The 20,511-nt window shown below is 28.3% G+C and carries 20 protein-coding genes; 12 read left to right on the top strand and 8 right to left on the bottom strand.

Going from position 1 to position 20,511, the window contains the following annotated elements; translation table 11 throughout:
- The first annotated feature begins 53 nt into the window (after positions 1 to 53).
- Positions 54 to 377, top strand: coding sequence for a 50S ribosomal protein L28 (gene rpmB, locus ABXT56_RS06085; protein ID WP_415299822.1), 324 nt, complete (start codon positions 54 to 56; stop codon positions 375 to 377).
- A complete protein-coding gene (locus ABXT56_RS06080) occupies positions 377 to 931 on the top strand; it encodes a queuosine precursor transporter (protein WP_415299821.1) in 555 nt (184 codons plus the stop codon). The genes rpmB and ABXT56_RS06080 overlap by 1 nt, the downstream gene beginning before the upstream one ends.
- On the opposite strand, the gene speB is transcribed toward ABXT56_RS06080, so the two are convergent.
- The 3 genes from speB to ABXT56_RS06065 are packed head-to-tail and all read right to left on the bottom strand — an operon-like array spanning position 928 to position 4,027.
- Positions 928 to 1,803: an agmatinase gene (gene speB, locus ABXT56_RS06075; protein WP_415299820.1), complete on the bottom strand. Its 876-nt coding sequence runs from the start codon at positions 1,801 to 1,803 to the stop codon at positions 928 to 930. The genes ABXT56_RS06080 and speB overlap by 4 nt on opposite strands.
- Positions 1,804 to 1,805: 2 nt before the next feature.
- A complete protein-coding gene (locus ABXT56_RS06070; RefSeq protein ID WP_415299819.1) occupies positions 1,806 to 2,849 on the bottom strand; it encodes a 1,9-bis(guanidino)-5-aza-nonane synthase in 1,044 nt (347 codons plus the stop codon).
- Positions 2,849 to 4,027, bottom strand: coding sequence for a type III PLP-dependent enzyme (locus ABXT56_RS06065; protein ID WP_415299818.1), 1,179 nt, complete (start codon positions 4,025 to 4,027; stop codon positions 2,849 to 2,851). The genes ABXT56_RS06070 and ABXT56_RS06065 overlap by 1 nt, the downstream gene beginning before the upstream one ends.
- Before the next feature lie 149 nt (positions 4,028 to 4,176).
- On the opposite strand from ABXT56_RS06065, the gene ABXT56_RS06060 reads away from it, so the two are divergent.
- Positions 4,177 to 4,740 (top strand): ActR/PrrA/RegA family redox response regulator transcription factor, encoded by a 564-nt coding sequence (locus tag ABXT56_RS06060; protein WP_415299817.1) that lies wholly within the window; start codon positions 4,177 to 4,179, stop codon positions 4,738 to 4,740.
- Here the strand turns inward: ABXT56_RS06060 and ABXT56_RS06055 are convergent.
- The gene (locus ABXT56_RS06055) at positions 4,733 to 5,281 is read right to left on the bottom strand and encodes a biotin transporter BioY (protein WP_415299816.1); all 549 of its coding nucleotides are present in this window, start codon (positions 5,279 to 5,281) and stop codon (positions 4,733 to 4,735) included. The two genes, ABXT56_RS06060 and ABXT56_RS06055, sit on opposite strands and share 8 nt — an antisense overlap.
- Positions 5,282 to 5,313: 32 nt before the next feature.
- On the bottom strand, positions 5,314 to 6,243 hold the full coding sequence (locus ABXT56_RS06050; RefSeq protein WP_415299815.1) for an ABC transporter ATP-binding protein: 930 nt from the start codon (positions 6,241 to 6,243) through the stop codon (positions 5,314 to 5,316).
- A gap of 50 nt (positions 6,244 to 6,293) precedes the next feature.
- Here ABXT56_RS06050 and polA point away from each other — a divergent pair, with 50 nt between their 5' ends.
- Genes polA through ABXT56_RS06015 form a run of 7 tightly spaced genes read left to right on the top strand, consistent with a single transcriptional unit; the run spans position 6,294 to position 14,795 of the window.
- Positions 6,294 to 9,068 (top strand): DNA polymerase I, encoded by a 2,775-nt coding sequence (gene polA, locus ABXT56_RS06045; RefSeq protein WP_415299814.1) that lies wholly within the window; start codon positions 6,294 to 6,296, stop codon positions 9,066 to 9,068.
- 50 nt (positions 9,069 to 9,118) lie between these two features.
- On the top strand, positions 9,119 to 9,826 hold the full coding sequence (locus ABXT56_RS06040; RefSeq protein ID WP_415299813.1) for a response regulator transcription factor: 708 nt from the start codon (positions 9,119 to 9,121) through the stop codon (positions 9,824 to 9,826).
- A complete protein-coding gene (locus ABXT56_RS06035; RefSeq protein WP_415299812.1) occupies positions 9,826 to 11,364 on the top strand; it encodes a sensor histidine kinase in 1,539 nt (512 codons plus the stop codon). Before ABXT56_RS06040 ends, ABXT56_RS06035 begins: the two co-directional genes overlap by 1 nt.
- A 43-nt stretch (positions 11,365 to 11,407) precedes the next feature.
- Complete coding sequence (gene ahcY, locus ABXT56_RS06030) at positions 11,408 to 12,694, top strand: adenosylhomocysteinase (RefSeq protein WP_415299811.1); 1,287 nt, start codon at positions 11,408 to 11,410, stop codon at positions 12,692 to 12,694.
- A complete protein-coding gene (tsaE, locus tag ABXT56_RS06025; RefSeq protein WP_415299810.1) occupies positions 12,678 to 13,154 on the top strand; it encodes a tRNA (adenosine(37)-N6)-threonylcarbamoyltransferase complex ATPase subunit type 1 TsaE in 477 nt (158 codons plus the stop codon). The genes ahcY and tsaE overlap by 17 nt, the downstream gene beginning before the upstream one ends.
- The gene (locus ABXT56_RS06020; protein WP_415299809.1) at positions 13,141 to 14,106 is read left to right on the top strand and encodes a phosphotransferase; all 966 of its coding nucleotides are present in this window, start codon (positions 13,141 to 13,143) and stop codon (positions 14,104 to 14,106) included. The genes tsaE and ABXT56_RS06020 overlap by 14 nt, the downstream gene beginning before the upstream one ends.
- A complete protein-coding gene (locus ABXT56_RS06015; protein WP_415299808.1) occupies positions 14,103 to 14,795 on the top strand; it encodes a sugar phosphate nucleotidyltransferase in 693 nt (230 codons plus the stop codon). The genes ABXT56_RS06020 and ABXT56_RS06015 overlap by 4 nt, the downstream gene beginning before the upstream one ends.
- Here the strand turns inward: ABXT56_RS06015 and ABXT56_RS06010 are convergent.
- On the bottom strand, positions 14,781 to 15,497 hold the full coding sequence (locus ABXT56_RS06010; protein ID WP_415299807.1) for a 2,3-bisphosphoglycerate-dependent phosphoglycerate mutase: 717 nt from the start codon (positions 15,495 to 15,497) through the stop codon (positions 14,781 to 14,783). The genes ABXT56_RS06015 and ABXT56_RS06010 overlap by 15 nt on opposite strands.
- 49 nt (positions 15,498 to 15,546) lie before the next feature.
- On the opposite strand from ABXT56_RS06010, the gene ABXT56_RS06005 reads away from it, so the two are divergent.
- Positions 15,547 to 15,930 carry a hypothetical protein gene (locus ABXT56_RS06005; RefSeq protein ID WP_415299806.1) on the top strand — a complete coding sequence of 128 codons (384 nt, stop codon included), beginning with the start codon at positions 15,547 to 15,549 and terminating at the stop codon, positions 15,928 to 15,930.
- Entirely contained in the window at positions 15,923 to 16,522 is a 600-nt protein-coding gene (locus ABXT56_RS06000; RefSeq protein WP_415299805.1) for a lytic transglycosylase, read from the top strand. The genes ABXT56_RS06005 and ABXT56_RS06000 overlap by 8 nt, the downstream gene beginning before the upstream one ends.
- On the opposite strand, the gene ABXT56_RS05995 is transcribed toward ABXT56_RS06000, so the two are convergent.
- Together ABXT56_RS05995 and ABXT56_RS05990 are read right to left on the bottom strand one after the other, a co-directional pair.
- Positions 16,519 to 19,641: an efflux RND transporter permease subunit gene (locus ABXT56_RS05995; protein ID WP_415299804.1), complete on the bottom strand. Its 3,123-nt coding sequence runs from the start codon at positions 19,639 to 19,641 to the stop codon at positions 16,519 to 16,521. The two genes, ABXT56_RS06000 and ABXT56_RS05995, sit on opposite strands and share 4 nt — an antisense overlap.
- Positions 19,641 to 20,510, bottom strand: coding sequence for an efflux RND transporter periplasmic adaptor subunit (locus ABXT56_RS05990; RefSeq protein WP_415299803.1), 870 nt, complete (start codon positions 20,508 to 20,510; stop codon positions 19,641 to 19,643). The genes ABXT56_RS05995 and ABXT56_RS05990 overlap by 1 nt, the downstream gene beginning before the upstream one ends.
- Position 20,511: the final 1 nt, after the last annotated feature.

Here is a 20,511-nt window from a genome sequence, read left to right as displayed (position 1 = left end):
AGTTTATAAACTTGACGAGGTCACTGACTCATCTTATATAGTCATTAAATATTATGTCTAAGAAATGTGAATTAACTGGTAAAATACCTATGAAAGGTCATAATGTTAGTCATGCTAACAATAAGACTAAAAGAAGATTTTTACCCAACCTAAAAAAAACAAAGTTTACAAGTGAACTTTTAAAAAGAAGTTTAACCTTAACCGTAAGTAATGCAGGCGTAAGATGTGTTGATAAAAAAGGCACTTTTGATGAATTCTTAAAAACTGTAAAAAATAAAAATATCTCTTCTAGATTAAAGAAACTTAAAAAAAGTTTATTAATTAAATCACCATTTGTAAAAAAAGCACTAAAAGTTTCTCCTAGCAAAACTACTTAATGGAAAAACTATTTATACTGCTCTCATTAATAATGGGGGTTGTTGTTTTATCTTCAAATTATTTAGTACAGTTTCCACTTAGATATTATGGCTTAGAAGAAATATTAACTTATGGAGCGTTTAGTTATCCTGTTGCATTTTTGATAACAGATTTAGCAAACAGATTATACGGGAAATTTATTGCACGTAAGATTGTATATATTGGATTTATAATAGGAATTGCATTCACATTATTTTTTTCAACAAACTTTGCAGATTTAATTTCTATAAGAATAGCTATTGGGTCAGGTACAGCATTCTTATTTGCTCAACTACTTGATGTTCAAATTTTTGATAAATTAAGAAAAAAGAAATGGTTTGTAGCCCCACTCACATCTTCACTGATTGGCTCTACAGTTGACACGTTTTTATTTTTTTCGATATCTTTTTATGCGACAGGGATACCATGGATAACTTTATCACTAGGTGACCTAGCAGTTAAAGTATTAGTTGCATTATTAATGTTAATTCCGTTCAGATTTCTAATTGGATTATTTAAAGTTTCGAAGGTTTAGTACAAAAATTTATAAGACAAAATTTTATAGGCAAGTTTTGCAACAAGAAAATTGTAAGAGTTAAAGCCTTTGATAGGTGAAAGTTCATTTATATCAGCACCAACAATATTAGAATTTTTAGCAGCAATTCTTATAATATCCAAAGTTTCATCCCACAATAATCCCCCAGGTTCTGGAGTCCCTGTAGCAGGCATTATGCTGGAGTCTAATCCATCAACATCAAAAGTTAAATAAACTGTTTTATTTTTGATTAGTTTTTTAAATTTTTTCAAATCCCATCTTTTTTTATCTTTTGCCCAAAAAATTTTAATTCTAGATGAATTTTTATCCAAAAAAGGTATTTCACTTTGAGATATATTTCTGATCCCAAATGAAATTAAAGACACATTTTTATGATCTAAACATCTTTTAATTGCTGAAGCATGGGAAAATTTTTCACCATTGTAACTTTCTCTTAAATCTGCATGAGCATCAAAATGTAGTAAACATATTTTTTTATATTTTTTAACAAATGGAGCAATGCACCCTGGAGTTATTGAGTGCTCTCCACCAAAAGTAATTGGAAATAGTTTTTTGTTTAATATTTCTTGATTTATATTAGACATTTTTTTTAAAGCTTTTTTAATATTCTTATCAATTTTAAATGGTTTTAGAGTTTTAATCCCAATTTTCCTGTAGGGTTCACAATTTAATTCTTCATCATATAATTCAACTTGATGTGAGGCTTTAATAATTTCTTTAGGTCCATTTCGAGTACCACCACCATAACTTACAGTTTTTTCTAGGCCGAACGGCACAACAACAACTTTTTCTTTAAAATTAACATCATTGTCAATTCCAAGAAATCCATTTTTATTAGAAAGATATTTCAATTTTATTTAAATATTTTTGAGAAATTTTTTCTCGTTCTATTTTTCCAGTCACCTTTGTGGTAAACATCACTTGCAATTAAAGGTAAAACACTGGTTGCTTCTGCAAAAACCATCTGCTCTTTTGTAATATCTACTTTACCCCATGAACTTGCCTCTTTTAAAGTAGAACTACTACATGCTCCATCTCTAGAATCTGCTACAGTGATTTGAACTGCATACTTATGCATATTAACTTCTTTTCCCAAAAGTTCAGCACAAATGACTGTGTCTTGAACAAAATTTTTCGGGACTCCACCCCCTATCATAAATAAGCCAGAACCTTTTGATTGAATTTTTATTTCTGTTAACTCACGTAATTCTCTAATTGAATCGATTGTTATATGATTTTTTGGATTGTTTTCTTGATGTACTACCAATCCAAAACCAGCACTTGAATCAGTAAATGCTGGACAAAATATAGGAACATTATTGTCATATGCTGTTTCAATGAGTGAATCTTTTTTTCTTGAGTGTTTCTTCAAATATTTTCCCATTTCGTAAATAAATTCTCTTGAAGTATAACTTCGTGGTTCTAGACTGTCTGCTATCTCACCTATTTTTCGATCACATTCTTGTAGCTCTTCTTCATCAATATATGTATCATAAATTCTATCTATATAATTTTTTCTTAATTCGGTATCATCTTGAAATTGAGAACCTTGGTAATGTTTAAAACCTAGAGCTTCAAAAAAATCCATATCAACTATTGATGCCCCTGTTGCAATAATTGCATCAACCATATTATATTTAACTAAATCCTTATAAATATTCATACAGCCTGCTGCAGATGTTGATCCTGCAAGTGTTAAAAAAATAGTACAATCTTTATCTTGAATCATTTCATTATAAATATTTGCTGCATTTGCTGTTTCTCTTGAAACAAAAGACATTTTTTTCATTGAGGAAATTATTTTTCTTGCATCAAATGAGGTAATATCAATGTGCTCAACTGGATTTTGTAAGAATTTTTTTTTGCTATTATGGGTTAAATTTTTGTTCTCTGACATTAAGCAACTAATATACTTTTATTACTGTCTTTACCATACAGTGTCATTATTGGTTCATCTTCTACTTCATAGATCTCATTTGAGTAAAAACCATTGAATTGAGTTCTAAAGGTTAAACCGTAAGCACCCAGCTGACCTAATTCTATATAGTCATTTTCTTTAATATTATTTGGAAGTAAAAATGGTCCTTTCATGTAGTCTATACTATCGCATGTAGGGCCATAAAAATCAAAAGCAGTTAACTTTTTTGATATTATTTTTTTATTTTTTATTAAACGCGAAGGATAAACTATATTTGGTGTGCCAGCATCAAAAAGAGTTCCGTACGTTCCATCATTTATATAAAGCTTTTGTTTTTTTCTGAGATTTACTCTTACAATTGTTGATCCGCTTTCTGCAACTAATGCTCTACCTGGCTCACATAATATTTCAGGAAGTTTTTCTAATTTTAAACTTATTAAACCTTTTTTTATTTCTTTAAAATAACTATCCAAAGATTGAGGCACAAGATCTGGATAAATTGTGGGAAATCCTCCTCCAACATTAATATAATCTGGAATAATTTTTGTTTTTCTTATTATATTTCCTATATCTGCAATACCTTTTGCATAAGAAATAGGATGCATGCATTGTGATCCCACATGAAAGCTTAAACCTATTTTTTTTGCATATTGTTTTGTTAATCGTAACAAACCGATCGCCTCAGATGTTAGTGCTCCAAATTTTTTAGATAGATCTATTTCAGCATGTTCATTTGATACAGCAACTCTAACAAATAGCTCAAGGTCTTTTGCTTGATTGGTTGTTTCAATAATTTTTATTAATTCTTCTTTAGTGTCTAAAGAAAAAGTTTTTATATTATAATTAAAGTAGGCTTCTCTAATATTTTCTCTACTTTTAACTGTGTGCATATAAGAGCATTTAGCATTAGGATCGATTGCCCTTATATCTTTAATTTCTTGAATAGAGGCTACATCAAAGTTTTCAATACCACTCTTAACTATTGTCTTCAAAACTTCAGGATGCGGGTTGGTTTTTACTGCATATAGAACCTTGCCAGGAAATTTTTTCTTAAAATATGTAGATGCTAATTGTATTGATTTCTTCCTAATACAATAAATAGGCTGTTCTGGCTTAAGTTGATTTATAAGTTCATCAACTGTTTTAAATTTTTGCATTTTATATGCCTCCAAAAAAAATTTAATAAAAAAAAGTTTTTAAAATACTTAAAAACTTTCATGTAAATCATGCAATTAAGGTAATACTTAATTAATGTAAAGCAAATAATGGGTGTTGAAATTATCAGATAAAGCACCATATGAGTTATATGGTTGAACAGGCATATTTAAAAAAAATAAGTGATTTTGATAACAAATCGTTGTTAATCGTTGATGATGATAATCCTTTTAGAGAGAGACTGGCTAGAGCTATGGAAAAGAAGGGATTTGAGGTTTTGCAAGCTGAGAGTGTAAAAAAAGGGATACAATCTGTAAAAGATAAACAGCCAGGTTTTGCTGTCGTAGATTTAAGGTTGGCTGACGGAAATGGGCTTGAGGTAGTAAAACAAATACAAAATTCAGATTCTAACAGCAGAATAATTATGTTAACTGGTTATGGAAACATACCAACAGCAGTAGCAGCCATTAAGGAAGGAGCAATTGATTATCTTGCTAAACCTGCTGATGCAGATGACGTTGAAAAAGCATTGCTAGCAGATCCAGAAAAAAAAGCTGAGCCACCAGAAAATCCCATGTCAGCAGATAGAGTAAAATGGGAACATATTCATAGAGTTTTTGAATTATGTAATAGAAATGTTTCAGAAACAGCCAGAAGACTTAAGATGCATAGAAGAACCTTACAGAGAATTCTATCCAAAAGATCCCCTAGATAAATCTTCTAAGTTTAAGAATTTGTTTTGATAATACTGAAAGAATTAAAATTTTATAAATCTCAATAAGTAAAAATGGTTGAGCACCCAATAAAAATACTTGGTTAAAACTTTTATCCAAACCCATATAATTCCACAATCCTAATAAACCAAAAACATAAGATGCACTTACAGATAATAGTAAACAAATGAATATAACAATTGGATCATTTTTTATTTTTATCATTCCTGCAAAAAAAGCTGTTAAGATAAATCCAATTAAGTAACCACCAGTTGGACCCATCAGATAAGCAAAGCCACCACCTTTTGCAAATACTGGTAAACCTATCGATCCTTCAATTAAATATAATATTACTGTAGCTACAGCTAATTTATAGCCCAAAACCATTCCAAGAAATAATACTACAAAAGTCTGCATTGTTGCTGGAACTAAAGTAAAAGGTGTTTGTATTTTTGAGGAGATAGCAAGTAATGCTGTTCCACATATAGCAGCTAAAAAAGATTTTATTATACCAGAATTATTTGAAAGACTTATTGTTTGCATTAAATCATATTACTATTTTAAAATAAATTAATCTAGTTTTTTATTAATCTAAGAAAAACATCTTCTAAATCACCGTCATCAGTGGATATATCAATAATTTTTGCATTATTTTTCTTAATTAAATTAATTAATTCTTCAATTTGAATTTTACTTTTTTCATAAGATACACAAATTTCTGTATCCAGTTTTGATATTATTTTTAAAGAGTTCATATCATCATCTTTAATATCAATTTTTTTATCAGTTTTAAAAGTTACTTTTTTAGTTTGAATTCTATCTAATAGATTTTTGGTACTATCTAGAGCAACTATATTTCCTTTATTTAAAATAGCTATTCTATCACACATTTCTTCAGCCTCCTCAAGATAATGAGTTGTCAAAATTATAGTTACACCAAGATCATTAAGTAATTTTACATTTTTCCATAAATTCTGCCTTAACTCTACATCTACACCAGCCGTAGGTTCATCTAAAAATACTATTGGAGGCTGATGAACTAAAGCTTTAGCCATTAGTAATCTTCTTTTCATTCCGCCTGATAAGCTTCTAGCGTAGCTATTAGCTTGTTTTTCTAAAGATACTAGTTGTAGAATTGTATCTGTAATTCTGTCTTTTTTTTCAACTCCATAGAGACCTGCTTGCAATTCTAATAATTTTCTTGGACTAAAAAATGGATCAAGATTTACTTCTTGCGGGACTATTCCAACTGAAGCCCTAACTTGTCTAGGGTTTTTATCCAAGTCAAAACCCCGTACACTGACTTGTCCTGCTGTTTTTATTACTGTTCCAGCTAAAATATTTATAAATGTTGTTTTACCAGCACCATTAGGACCAAGGAGGCCAAAAATTTCACCTTCTTTCACGTCTAAGTTTAAATCATTTAAAGCATGATTGTCTTTAGTCTGTTTATTAAAGTAAATTTTTTTTAAGTTTTTGACAGAAAGTATATTTTTTTGCTTCATGTACGTTAATACACTTATAGTATTTAAAATAATTAAGATAATATTATCTAATGGATAAAATAAAAAAAACAGATCATTTTTATTTGATAGATGGTTCTGGTTATATTTTTAGAGCTTATTACGCTCTTCCACCATTAACAAGAAAGAGTGATGGCCTACCAGTAGGCGCAGTAAGTGGTTTTTGCAGCATGCTATTTAAATTATTAGAGGATTCCAAATCTAATGAAAATCTACAAAAGCCAACACACTTTGCTGTAATTTTTGATTCAGCAAGAAAGACCTTTAGAAATAAAATTTATTCAGACTACAAAGCGAATAGATCAGAAGCACCAGATGATTTAGCGCCACAATTTGAATATATAAGAAAATCAGTTATTGCATTTAATTTACCATCTATCGATCTTCCTAATTATGAAGCAGATGATTTATTGGCGACTTATACAGAACAAATCTTAGCAAAAGGTGCGAAGGTAACAATAGTCTCTTCAGATAAAGATTTAATGCAGTTATATAAAAAAGATGTTCGTTTGTTTGATCCAATGAAGAACAAATTTATAACACCAGAAGATATAGTAACAAAATTTGGTGTAGGCCCGGAAAAAGTAATTGATGTTCAATCCTTAGCTGGGGATAGCAGTGATAATGTCCCTGGTGTTCCAGGAATAGGTGTTAAGACTGCAGCAGAACTTATTAATAAATATGGTACTTTAGAAAAATTGTTGGATAACGCTCAAGAAATAAAACAAAATAAACGAAGAGAAACACTTATAGAAAACAAAGACAAAGCGATAATTAGTAAAAAATTAGTGACACTCATGAAGGATGCTCCAGTTGAAAGAAAGATAGAAGAATTTCATCTAAAGGAGATTGATAAAGATAAGCTATATAAATTTTTAAGAGAAATGGAGTTTAATAGACTTCTTAGCTCTGTCATTTCTGCATATGGAGAACCTGAGCTAGGAGAAATCACAAGAGAGACAAAACCTGAAAAAAAACAGCAAAACATAAATAAAAAAAATTATCATCTCATCACAAATGAAAAAGAAATAGATGAGTGGATTAACGAAGCAGAAGAAGCTGGAGAACTAGCAATTGATACTGAAACTAGCTCACTAGATGCACATCAAGCTGATTTAGTGGGAATTTCATTAAGCACTAAAATTGGTAAGGCTTGCTACATTCCAATTGGTCATAAGTTTAAAGGATGTTTAAAAAAAGAAGCTGTAATTAAAAAATTAAAACCACTTTTGGAAGATAAGAGTGTAAAAAAAATTGGTCAAAATATTAAGTTTGATTTTATTGTCTTGTTTAAACAAGGAATAAATATGAATTCAATGGAAGACACAATGTTGATGTCATATGTATTGGATGCTGGAAAAAATAGACATAACATGGATACCTTGTCTGAAATTCATCTACAGCATAAAACAATTTCATTTAAAGAAATTGTTGGCACAGGCAAGAAAGAAATAAATTTTAGTGATGTAGAGCTAGATAAGGCAATGGAGTATGCGGCTGAAGATGCAGATATTACCTATAGGTTATATAAAATATTTAGTAAAAATTTAAAATTAGAAAAATTAATTAACATTTATGAAATCTTTGAAAAACCTTTAATTAAAATATTGGCATTTATGGAAATTGAAGGAATAAAAGTTGATAATAAATTTTTAAAGGTTTTGTCTGAAAAATTTGAGAAAAAGATTAATAAACTAGAAAAAGAAGTTTTTAAACTTTCAAAAAAAGAATTTAATATTGCCTCACCAAAACAATTAGGTGAAATTATTTATAATGATTTAAAGATTGCCGTACTTAAAAAAACTAGAAAAGGAAGTTTTGCTACAAATGCAAGTGTGTTAGAAGACTTAGCATTTAAAGGACATGAATTTCCAAAATTAATTCTAGACTGGCGACAAGTATCTAAACTTAAAAATACTTATTCAGATGCTTTACCTGAACATATTAATCCAAACACAAAACGAGTTCATACATCATTTTTATTGGCAGCAACAACAACAGGAAGATTGGCTTCCAGTGATCCAAATCTACAAAATATTCCAATTAAATCAGAGGATGGTAAGGATATAAGAAAAGCTTTTATAGCAGAAAAGGGCTTCACATTAATATCTGCAGATTATAATCAGATTGAAATGAGAATTTTAGCAGATTTGGCAGAAGTCAAAGAGCTGAAAAAAGCGTTTAGTAATAATGAAGATATTCACTCTCTTACAGCAAGCCAAGTATTTAATGTTGATATTAAAAAAGTAGACCAAGACATGAGAAGGAAGGCCAAGGCCATTAATTTTGGAATAATTTATGGTATTTCACAATATGGACTTGCAAAACAAATCAACGTTTCAAATCATGAAGCAGATGAATTTTTAAATGCTTATTTCTTAAAATTTCCTGAAATAAAAATTTATATGGATAATACAATTAAGTTTTGTAGAAAAAGTGGCTATGTGAATAATATTTTTGGTCGAAGATCTCATTTTAATGGAATTAATGATAAAAATTTCAATGTAAGAAATTTTCAAGAAAGAGCAGCTATTAATGCACCCATTCAAGGGTCAGCATCTGAAATCATGCGACTTGCTATGATTAGACTTAATAAAAAATTTGAAAGCATTAAAAACAACAAATCAAAAATATTATTACAAATTCATGATGAACTAATTTTTGAGGTTCCGGTAAAAGAAGTTAAAAACATAACTGAAATAATCAAGGATGAAATGACGAGTGTTACAGAAAGTGATTTACACACTTTTTCAACACCATTAACGGTAGACGTGAATACAGGCGACAATTGGGGAATACTTCATTAATTTATCTCCATTGCCTAAATTAGAACAATTTAGTATTTTTAAAGTAGATTATGCAAACACAAACAATAGCTCTTATTGATGACGATAGAAATATACTCACAAGTATAAGTATAGCGCTTGAAAAAGAAGGCTTTAAGGTTCAAACCTATATTGATGGCGAAAGTGCTTTAATTGGTTTAGCTAGAACACCACCAGATTTAGCTGTTATTGATATTAAGATGCCAAAAATGGATGGAGAAGAACTTTTAAAAAAATTAAGAAAAAAAACTTCTTTACCAGTAATTTTTTTAACATCTAAAGACGATGAAATAGATGAATTATTAGGATTAAAATTAGGTGCAGATGATTTTATAAAAAAATCAGGAGGTTTTTCCATAAAAGTTTTAATTGAAAGAATAAGAGTTCAGCTTAGAAAAAAAGATATTAATGTCAATCTTGAAGAAACAAAAAGTATTATTTCTCATGGAAAGCTCAAGCTTGACCCCTCACAACTTGAGTGTGCATGGGATGGAAAGCAGTTGCCAGATAAGCTTACAACTACAGAGTTCTTGATTGTTAAAGAATTGGCTAAAAGACCGGGAATAATTAAAGAGCGAGCACAATTAATGGATATTGCTTATAGAGAAGACACCGACATAGAAGACAGAACTATAGACAGTCATGTTAAAAGAATTAGAAAAAAATTCAAAAAAGTTGATCCTGATTTCACTGCAATAGAAACAAGATATGGCAGTGGATACAGGTGGAATGTTAGTTAATGTTTGATGGTTTTCTAAAAAGCTTATCTATTTTAAAAAAATTTTTATTCATCAATTTAATAATTTTTTTAATTATTGGTAGCTTTGCATTTTTATACATTAGCAATGTTAAACCAAACTTAATAAAAGATAAAAAAAATAATCATGTTCAAATAATAGATAATACAATTGAACATATTTTAAGGTTAAATATTAAGTTTGAAGAAGAAGATATAAGAAGATTTTTATTCTCAACAAGATTTTTATTTCAAAATTTAGATAGAGTTATTCTTTTTGATAATCAATTTAACTTAGTTGGTGATACCGATACATTAGATTTGGACCCAAGATCTTTTTCAAATAGATTAGATATAGTTCAGTTAGAAATTTTGGATGAAAAAACAAGTAAAAAAATAACTGAGACAAAAAATATAAATAACGAAAAAACTGTTTCTTTAAAAGATATTTTAACAAATTATTCTTGGTCAAAAGATTATGGTAAATCTTTTACTTTTATACAGGAAGGGTACGATCAATTTTTGTTAACAACAGTAAAAAATGTAACTTTAGACAATGTTAATATTGGTTATTTGGCAATTTCAGAAAATGCAAATGATGTAAAGTTAGCAATTGATGAAAGAAAAACTTTTATTTTAAGGACAGCAATTTTTATTATCATAGTTATATTTATATTTTCATTTGTTTTGAACAGATATTTTTTGAAGCCTATAAAAAACTTAGTGACATATACAAAAATAATTAAAGAAAAAAGTAGAAAAAAAACAAACATAAATGAACTCAAAGAAAGAAACGATGAAATTGGAACATTGTCAATCTCATTAGATGACATGACGAATGAACTTAAAAAAAGAATTTCTCATGCAGAAAATTTTTCGACAGACTTGGTTCATGAAATAAGAAATCCCTTAACATCTCTAAAAAGTGCATCAGAAATATTAAATGAAACTGACAATCAATCTCAAAGGAGAAAATTGATTAATATTCTTAATCATGATGTACAAAGAATTGAAAGATTAATCACTGATTATTCTCAAATATTGAAAGATGAGGTTGCTTTGAGTAAAGAAAAAATGAAAAAAATTAATCTTAAATTAATTGTAAGATCTGTAGTTGATGATTTTAATAGTATTTATGAAACTAAAAGAAGTATTAAAATTATATTAAATGATTTAAATAATGAAGAAGAATATTTTATAAATGGAATAGAAAATAGAGTAGAACAAATTATTGCAAATTTACTTGATAATTCAATTTCTTTTAGTGAAGACAATAAAAAAATTTTAGTTGAAATTTTTAGAAATGATATAAATGAAATTATTTTAAGGGTTATAGATGAAGGTAAAGGATTTAAGGAAACTAGTACAAAAAAAATATTTGATAGGTTTTATAGTAATAGGCCTGATAATTTTGGTGAACATTCAGGTCTAGGGTTAAATATCGTAAAAAACTTAGTTGATTTACATGGTGCTACTATTAAAGCAGCTAATAACGTTGCAAAAAAAGGAGCAAATGTAGAAATTATATTTCCTAAGTCTTAATGATAAGTTGATTAATCAAATTTTTATTATATAAAACCGTGCAATGGATGATTTTAAAGTTAAAGATATATCACTTGCAGATTTTGGAAGAAAAGAAATTTCTATTGCAGAAAGTGAAATGCCAGGACTAATGGCATTAAGAGAAGAATATTCAGGTAAGGCACCTTTAAAAGGAGCAAAAATTTTAGGATGTCTTCATATGACAATCCAAACAGCAGTTTTAATTGAAACATTAGTAGACCTTGGTGCAGAAATTAGATGGTCTTCTTGTAATATTTTTTCAACACAGGATCATGCTGCTTCAGCTATAGCTAAAGCAGGGATACCCGTCTTTGCATGGAAAGGTGAGACAGAAGAAGAGTATTTGTGGTGCATTAAACAAACAATCGAGGGAAAAAAAGATTGGCAAGCAAATATGTTATTAGATGATGGCGGCGACTTAACAGCTATCATGCATAATGATTATAAGAATTTATTAAAAAATATCAAAGGTGTTTCTGAGGAAACAACAACTGGTATTAAAGCATTAAATAAAATGGAAAAAGAAGGAACTTTATTAATCCCTGCAATTAATGTTAATGACTCAGTTACAAAATCAAAATTTGATAATTTATATGGTTGTAGAGAAAGTTTAGTAGATGGAATTAGAAGAGCAACAGACGTGATGATGTCTGGTAAAATTGCAATTGTTGCTGGTTTTGGTGATGTTGGTAAAGGCAGTGCTGCATCTTTAAGGCAAAGTGGTGCAAGAGTTATGGTTACTGAAGCAGATCCAATTTGTGCACTACAAGCAGCAATGGAAGGATATGAAGTAGTTTTGATGGATGAAGCAATTAGCAAAGCAGACATTGTTGTAACGGCGACAGGCAACAAAGATATTGTTACAGCTGACCATATGAGAAACATGAAAGATAGAGCAATATTATGTAATATTGGTCATTTTGATAATGAGATTCAAGTAGATGCATTAAAAAATTATAAATGGACAGAAGTTAAACCAGAAGTTGATGAGATTGAATTGGTTGATGGAAAAAGAATAATTCTTCTAGCAAAAGGTAGACTAGTTAACCTAGGATGTGCAACAGGACACCCAAGTTTTGTAATGAGTGCATCATTTACAAATCAAGTAATGGCACAAATAGAACTTTGGGATAATCATAAAAATTATGAAAATAAAGTTTATGTTCTGCCAAAATATTTGGATGAAAAAGTAGCGATGCTTCACTTAAAAAAAGTTGGTGCAAAACTTACAAAATTATCAAAAGACCAAGCTGACTACATAAGTGTTGAAACAGAAGGTCCATTTAAGCCAGATGCATATCGCTACTAATAGCGAAATAATAGATATCTCTTTAGAAGTTAAGACAGCTGAATTAGCAAAAAATTTTTCAAAGATATTAAAAAAGGGTGACATAGTTTTTTTTCATGGTGAAATTGGAGTTGGAAAGACAACCTTTATAAAATATTTAGTAAACCATCTTCAAGTAAACAATCATCAAAACCCAACAGAAGTTACAAGCCCCACTTTTAACTTAGTAAACGAATATGATGTTGGAATTTTTATAATTCAACATTATGATTTATATAGATTAAAAAGTAGTGATGAGACAAAAAATATTGGGTTATTAGAAAATCAGAAAGAGATCCTGACATTGATTGAATGGCCTGACAAAATTGATAGTAAAATTGATAATAAAATTGAACTATTCTTTAAATATGCAGAAGATATGAAAAAAAGATTTTTATCTATCAAGGGTTTAAGTAAAAAAATATTAGATGAAATTAATTAAATCAACAATAATAAAAATTAAGGGCGATGCATCTTTTAGATCTTTTTATAGGAAAAAATATAATAAAAAAAATTCAATTATTGTTTATGCAGTTAAAGAAAAAGAAAAAAACCTATTAATATACGCTGCTATAAATAACTTGTTGATTGAAAATAAAATTCTAGCACCAAAATTGTATAAAGAAAATTATAAAAAAAATTTTATAGAAATTGAAGATTTTGGTGATGATACTGTATTTAAATTATTAAAAAAAAGTAGAAGTAATAAAATTAATTTATACAAAAAATCTGTTGATTTGCTTATAGAAGTTCAAAAGATCAAACAAAACACAATTAAAAATTTTAAAGGAAAAAATTATAAAGTCCCAATTTATGAAAACAATGAATTATTTAAAGAAGCAAAATTATTTTCTAACTGGTATACAAAAAAATACGTGTCTAAAAAAAAATTACTATCAGTTAATATTGAAATAAATAAGCAGATAAAATTCTTACTGTCAAATCTTAAGATGAAAAATGAAACTTTTGTTCATCGTGATTTTCATGTATCAAATTTAATGAGACATAAAAAAAAATTAGCAACAATTGATACTCAAGATGCCCTGATTGGTAATAAGGCATATGATCTAGCATCCCTAATTGATGATGTTAGGTATAAATCTAACAAAAAATTAAAAAATAATATTTACAATTATTATTTAAAACTAAGCAAAAATAAAATTAATAAAGTTATTTTATTAAATGATTTCGAAATATTATCAGTGATTAGAAATATGAAAATAATAGGGATTTTTACAAGGCTGGCCTCTAGAGATAAAAAAAAGACATATTTAAAACTAATACCCTACGCCTGGAAATTAATAGAGTTTAGAACACAAAATAATAAAATATTTGATGGCCTTAAAAAAGTACTGGATGATAATTTTCCAAAGAAAACAAGGAACATTAAATGAAAATTAACACTGCATTAATTTTGTGTGCTGGTTATGGAAAAAGGTTAAACCCACTAACTCTAGTAGAGCCGAAGCCATTGTTGAAAATTAATGAAATTACACTACTTGAAAACTGCATCAATTTAATTAGATCTTTAGGAATAAAAAAAATAATATTAAATACATTTTATTTAAAAGAAAAAATTGAAAATTTTGTTGAGATAAAAAAATTTGATTTAGATATTAAAATAATCAATGATGGAAAAAAAATTTTAAATACAGGGGGAGGGATTTTAAATATGATGAATTCCTCGAGTGACTCAGATTTTTTAATATTAAATCCAGATACTATTTGGAATAAAGGTTATTTAAAAAAAATTAAATGTATGGAAGATTTCTATTTTAGTAATCAAATTAAAAATATACTTTTACTTGTTAATAAAAAGCTTAGTTTTGATAAAAAATTAAAAGGTGATTTCAATCTTTTAAAGAATAAAATTAATAAAGATCTTCAAAATGATCTAATTTATACAGGTTGTCAAATAATGAATAAAGATTTATTTTACTCACATTCAGTTAGTGACTTTTCTATATCAGAAATTTGGAGTCGATTAGTTAACACAAATGAATTATATGGTTACGAAAGTATAGAAAGTTTTTATCACTTAACTAATCTTGAAATTTATAAAGAGTTATTAAAAAATAATTAAATCTTTAGCTCTATCTTTGTCTAAATATTTACATTCAATAATACCTTGTTTTGAATTGAGATTAATTAAAAGTGGATTCCCAGTTGGTATTTCAAGTAATGCTATTTTCTTATTATCTAGTTTAAATAAAAATTTACACAAAGCTCTAATTGAATTTCCGTGAGCTGAAATTAAAATATTTTTATTATCTAATAATTTATTTTTAATATTAGAATTATAATATTCAATTACTCTTTCGTAAGTATCTTTAAGAGATTCTGTATCAGGAATTTTTTCTCTTGGAACAGTTTTGTAAGTATCAATATTTATTGGGTGATAAGGATTATTTCTACTTAGAGCAGCAGGTTTTATGTCCCAAGATCTTCTAAATTCGTGAATTTTATCTTCACCCATTTTTTCTTTCATCTCATCTTTATTTAAACCAGTTAATTCTCCGTAGTGTCTTTCATTAAATTGCCAAGCTTTTACAGGTTTTTTTTTGCTTCTTAATGTATCTTGTATAAGTTTAAGAGTATTAGTTGCCCTTAATTGAAATGATGAATAAAAATAATCTATATTTATTTTTAGTTCTTTAATATGCTCTCCAGCCTTACAAGCCTCTAACTTTCCTTTACCTGTAAGACCTATATCAACCCACCCGGTAAATCTTTTTTGCAGATTCCACTCACTTTGACCATGTCTAACTAAAATTAAATGAGGCATTTGATATATTTTGATAACTGATAAAACTAATAAAATAAATAAAATTATTATGAAAAATATAAAAAAAATTTTAATTTTAGGTTTTCACTCTGTTAACATAATGTTAATAATATTTTATTTATATCCTGGAAGTATATTTGGTCATTTTTTGTATGGTGACAGCTCTATTCAGCCCCAACTTACAGGGGACTTTATAGTTTCTTCTAATCACCTTTACGTATTCATTATTTTATCATTTTTAGGTGTTATGGCTTATAAAAAAACACGAAACTTTGCTTTTGTGATTATATATTTGTTTTTATCAGCAATTATTTTGGAATTGTTTCATATTATAATTCCAACAAGAGAATTTGAATGGGCTGATTTATTTGGAAATATATTAGGTGTTTTCTTTGTAATTATTATTTATAAAATTAAAAATAAGTATGCTTAAATTTAAAAATGTTTTTTTTATTATAATAATCATTTTAATTTCAGCTTGTTCTTCCATACCTCAAAATACATCAAACAGTTGCTCCATCTTTAATGAAAGATACCTTTGGTATAAATATGCTAAAAAAACTGAAAAAAAATGGGGTACCCCAATTTATGTGCAGCTAGCAATTATTAAAATGGAGTCTGATTTTGATTGGTTAGCAAAACCTCAGCGACAAAAAATATTTAAAGTTATACCCTTCAAGCGTCCATCAAGTTCTTTTGGGTATTCTCAAGCTGTAAAAGGAACATGGGAACAATATAAAAATGAAACAGGCAATAAACTTGCAACAAGAGCAAGGTTTAAAGATAGTGTGGATTTTATTGGCTGGTATACAGATAAAACTGAGTCACTTTTAAAAATTTCAAAGAAAGATGCTTTTAGACAGTATCTTGCATATCATGAAGGATGGGGTGGTTATAAAAATTATAAGAATAATCAAAAAGTTATAGTTTTAGCAAAAAAAGTAAAAAATCAATCAGATAAATATAAGTCTCAATTAAAAAAATGTCAGAAAAGACTAAATAAAAATAAGTATATTATTTTTTAACGAAGTTGTTTTTTTAGTTCGATATCTACAGCATCAATTCTTTGGGTATTTTTAGCAAGGGTTAAATACATTGTAGGTGTTACATATAATGTAAAGAATGTAGAAATAATCATTCCACCTAGAATAGTTGCACCTACAGCCAACCTAGATGCTTCACCTGCACCAGGTCCAATATTACCTATTACCAGTGGTAACATCGCTATCATTGTGCTTATAGAAGTCATCATAATTGGTCTAAATCTAAGATCACAAGCTTCTTTAATCGATGACTCTATATTTTTTCCTGTAGCTCTCAATTGATTGGCATAATCAACAATGAGGATGCTATTTTTAGTGGAAATTCCAATTAGTATTACAAGCGCAATTTGTGAAAAAATATTAATTGAACTGTTTAAAAATAAAATGAATATCAAACCACCAAACAATGCAAGTGGAACAGTTAACACTATTATAAATGGATGTATAAATGAGTTAAAGGTTGCTGCCATTACTAAATAGGCAGTCAACAGTGCTAACCCAAAAATAATGAATAATTCATTGCTAGTTTCTTTTAATTCCTCAGACTTTCCTTTCCATGCTATTTGATTATTTATTTGTGAGTCAGATAAAGTTTGCTCTAAGTAACTAATTGCTTCAGAAAGTGTATAATCTTCTGATATATTTGCAGATATAGTTACAGCTCTTTGTCTATTAAACCTCCCTAATTTTTTTGCTGATCCTTCTTCTTTAAATTCAACTAAATTTGCTAATGAAATTAGCTTACCTGTAGTTTCTGATCTTACAAAAATTTTAGTTAAGCCTTCTTTATTTCTTCTATCCGCCAAATATTGTTGAAGAATAATAGGGTATTCTTTGCCTAATTTGTTAAATTTAGTTACAGTTTTGCCACCATAAAGAGTTTCTAAAGTTTTTCCAATTGACTCAGTTGAAACTCCTAAATCTTTGGCTCTATTTTTATTAATAAATAGCTTTATTTCTGGTTTATTTCTTGAATAATCCGACTCTATTCTCGATAATTTTTTATTTTTTCTTAATTTTGACATAATCTCATTTTGTTTTACTTCCAGCTCTTCATAACTATTTCCTAATATAACCATTTGAACAGGTTTATTGTAACTTGATACTCTTATAGATTGAGGAGATATGGGAAATGCAACAGTTTCTGGTACGGTAACAATTTTTCCAATTGCTTGTCTCATTACAGTTTGTGAGTTTTGTTTTCTATTTTCCCAATCATCCAGTAAAGCAATAATTATAAAACTATTAAAAGAATTTTTATTACTTCCAAATCCAGGAACTCTCATGATAAATCTTTTATAGGGACTGTTTTCAGCTTTAAGCAAAGGAATTAATCTCTTCTCTACATCCTCAGCTCTTTTTTCTGTGTACTCAAATGAACTACCTTCATCAGTAAAACCAAGCACAAGATAAACTCCTCTATCTTCCATTGGTAATAGCTCTTTTTTTGTAAAGTTATACAAAATACTCGAACCAATAATTGTTAAAATTAAAAATGAAACAATAATCTTTTTTTTGTTTAGCCAAAACAAAAGAGTTTCTTGATAGAACTTTGAAAAGGACTTAAAAAAATTATCAAATTTTACAACAATAAAATTTTGTTTTGGTTTTTTAACTAAGAATTTACTTCCCAACATTGGCGATAAAGTTAATGCCACAAAAGAAGATACTACAATGGAAACAGATAATGCTATGGCAGTTTCTCTAAATAGAGTACCGGCAATACCATCAATAAAAATTAAAGGTAGAAAGACTGCAACTAAAATTAAAGTTGTGGCTATGATTGCAAAACTAATTTGTTTTGACCCCTTATGTGCTGCAACTAATGGAGTTTCTCCATTTTCAATTCTTCTATATATTGCATCAGTCATGATTACAGAGTCATCAGTAATAATTCCTATTGCTAAAATAAAACTTAAGAGAACAAATATATTTATTGATAGTCCAAATAGATAAAGTCCTAAGAAAGATGCTATTAAGCTCACAGGTAAAGCAATTGCTGGAACAATTACAGCTTTAAGATTACCTAAAAATAAATAAATAATTGCAACAACTAATATAAATGCAATTATTAGAGTTTTATATACTTCTTGTATTGCAGTGCCCACATATGTTGCTCGGTCAAAAGCAACCTCCATATCAATACCATCTGGCAGTGTTTTTTTAACTTTAATTATTTTTTTTCTAATATTTTTTGATAACTCAACTGTTGATGCACCACTTTTTGCATAAATACCTATTCCAACAGTTTTTTGATTTAAAGCATTTTTTGTTTGTGCTTTAAAAAGTGTTTTTTCTGAGACGGGTCCAAACTCAACGTTTGCGATATCTGAAAGTTTTATAATACTATTTTTAATCTTTTTTATTGGCAATTGTTTTAACATGCCAATGTCATCATAAGATTTATCTAAATTCAGGGTTAAATCTATATTGTTAGCCTCAAGAGTTCCTGCAGGTAGGCTAATATTTTCTTTTCTTAGAGCTCCTTCAACTTCTTGAATAGTTAAGTTGTTAGCTGCTAATTTAATTGGATCAATCCATACCCTTACACTTAAATCTCTTAAACCACCTGTCATAATTCTTCCAACATTCTTAACACTTGAAAATTGGTCAACTAAATATCTTTCAGTGTAATCTCCGAGATCTAAGTCGTTCCATGTTGATGAAGTTACTGACAACCACATAGTAGTTGTAAATCCAGCTGCTTGTTTTAATATTTGAGGTGCATCTGCTTCGCTTGGTAATCTGTCTACAATTCTTGCAACTCTTTCTCTTATATCGTTGGCAGCATTGTCTAAATCAATATCTGTGTTAAACTCAATATTTATTGTACTACTGCCATTTTCAGATGTTGAATTAATATTTTTAATTCCTTCAGCTCCACCTACCACATCTTCAATAACTTGAGTTACTTCTTGATCAATAATTGGAGCTGATGCTGATTTATAATTTATTTTAACTTGAACAACTGGTGGCTGCAAACCATCAGGCAATTCTCTCACAGGCAATTCTGAAAAAACAAATATCCCAAAAACAATTAATATAAGAGACATTACCCAAGCAATAACTGGTCTTCTTATACTTACATCAGTAATATACATTATTTTTTAATTGGTTTTATTTTGCCTCTAGGACGAACTTTCTTAAGGCCTTCTGCAACAATGTTTTCTCCTTCATTTAATCCAGATAGAACCTCAACATACCCACCATCTCTTATTCCAGTCTTAATTTCAGTTTTGTCTGTGATATTTTTTTCTGAAACTTTGTAAACATAAATTTTATCCCCTTCCAGCATTATACTTGTGTCAGGTATTCCAAGAGAATTTCTTTCGTTATAATTAACAGTTACTTCTAAAAGTGATCCTGGAATTAACTGAGCACCATCATTATCAATCTTAACTCTTATCAAAAGACTTCTTGTTTCAGCATTTATTCTGCTTGATACAGCATAAACTGCTCCATTATAAATTTTGTTTTTGTTACCTGAAAATTTAGCCGTTATAGACAAACCTTTTTTAATTACATTTGCAAAGATTTCAGGGATTTTTAAATCAGAATAAATGACAGAATTATCATCCAAAGTAATAATGATTGAGTTGTTAGAGTCAAGAATATCACCAGTAATACCTCTAAATCCCAAAACACCACTAAATGGTGCAATAATATTTCTATCTTTAAGTTTTAATATTAAATCTCCTTTATTAACATATTCTTTAAGAGCTAATTCTGCAATTAAGTCACTTCTTTTAACTCTAAATGACTCATTTCTTTTTGATACTGCAGTTCCAAAACTTTCAATTTTTTGAGAAAAATCTATTTTGACAACTTCTGTTACAATAATTCCTGGAGGAGGTCTTTTGCTAAATTTTTTTGCAAAATGATTACCAATCATCATTCGACCAATTATAACAATAGCTATAATTAAAAAAAATATTATTATTATAGATGTAATTTTAGTTGATCTTTTCATA

The sequence above is a fragment of the Candidatus Pelagibacter sp. Uisw_134_02 genome, from assembly GCF_047720265.1.
GTDB lineage: Bacteria > Pseudomonadota > Alphaproteobacteria > Pelagibacterales > Pelagibacteraceae > Pelagibacter.
Note: the sequence above shows the minus strand (reverse complement) of the source record. Positions and strands in the feature narration are given on the sequence as shown.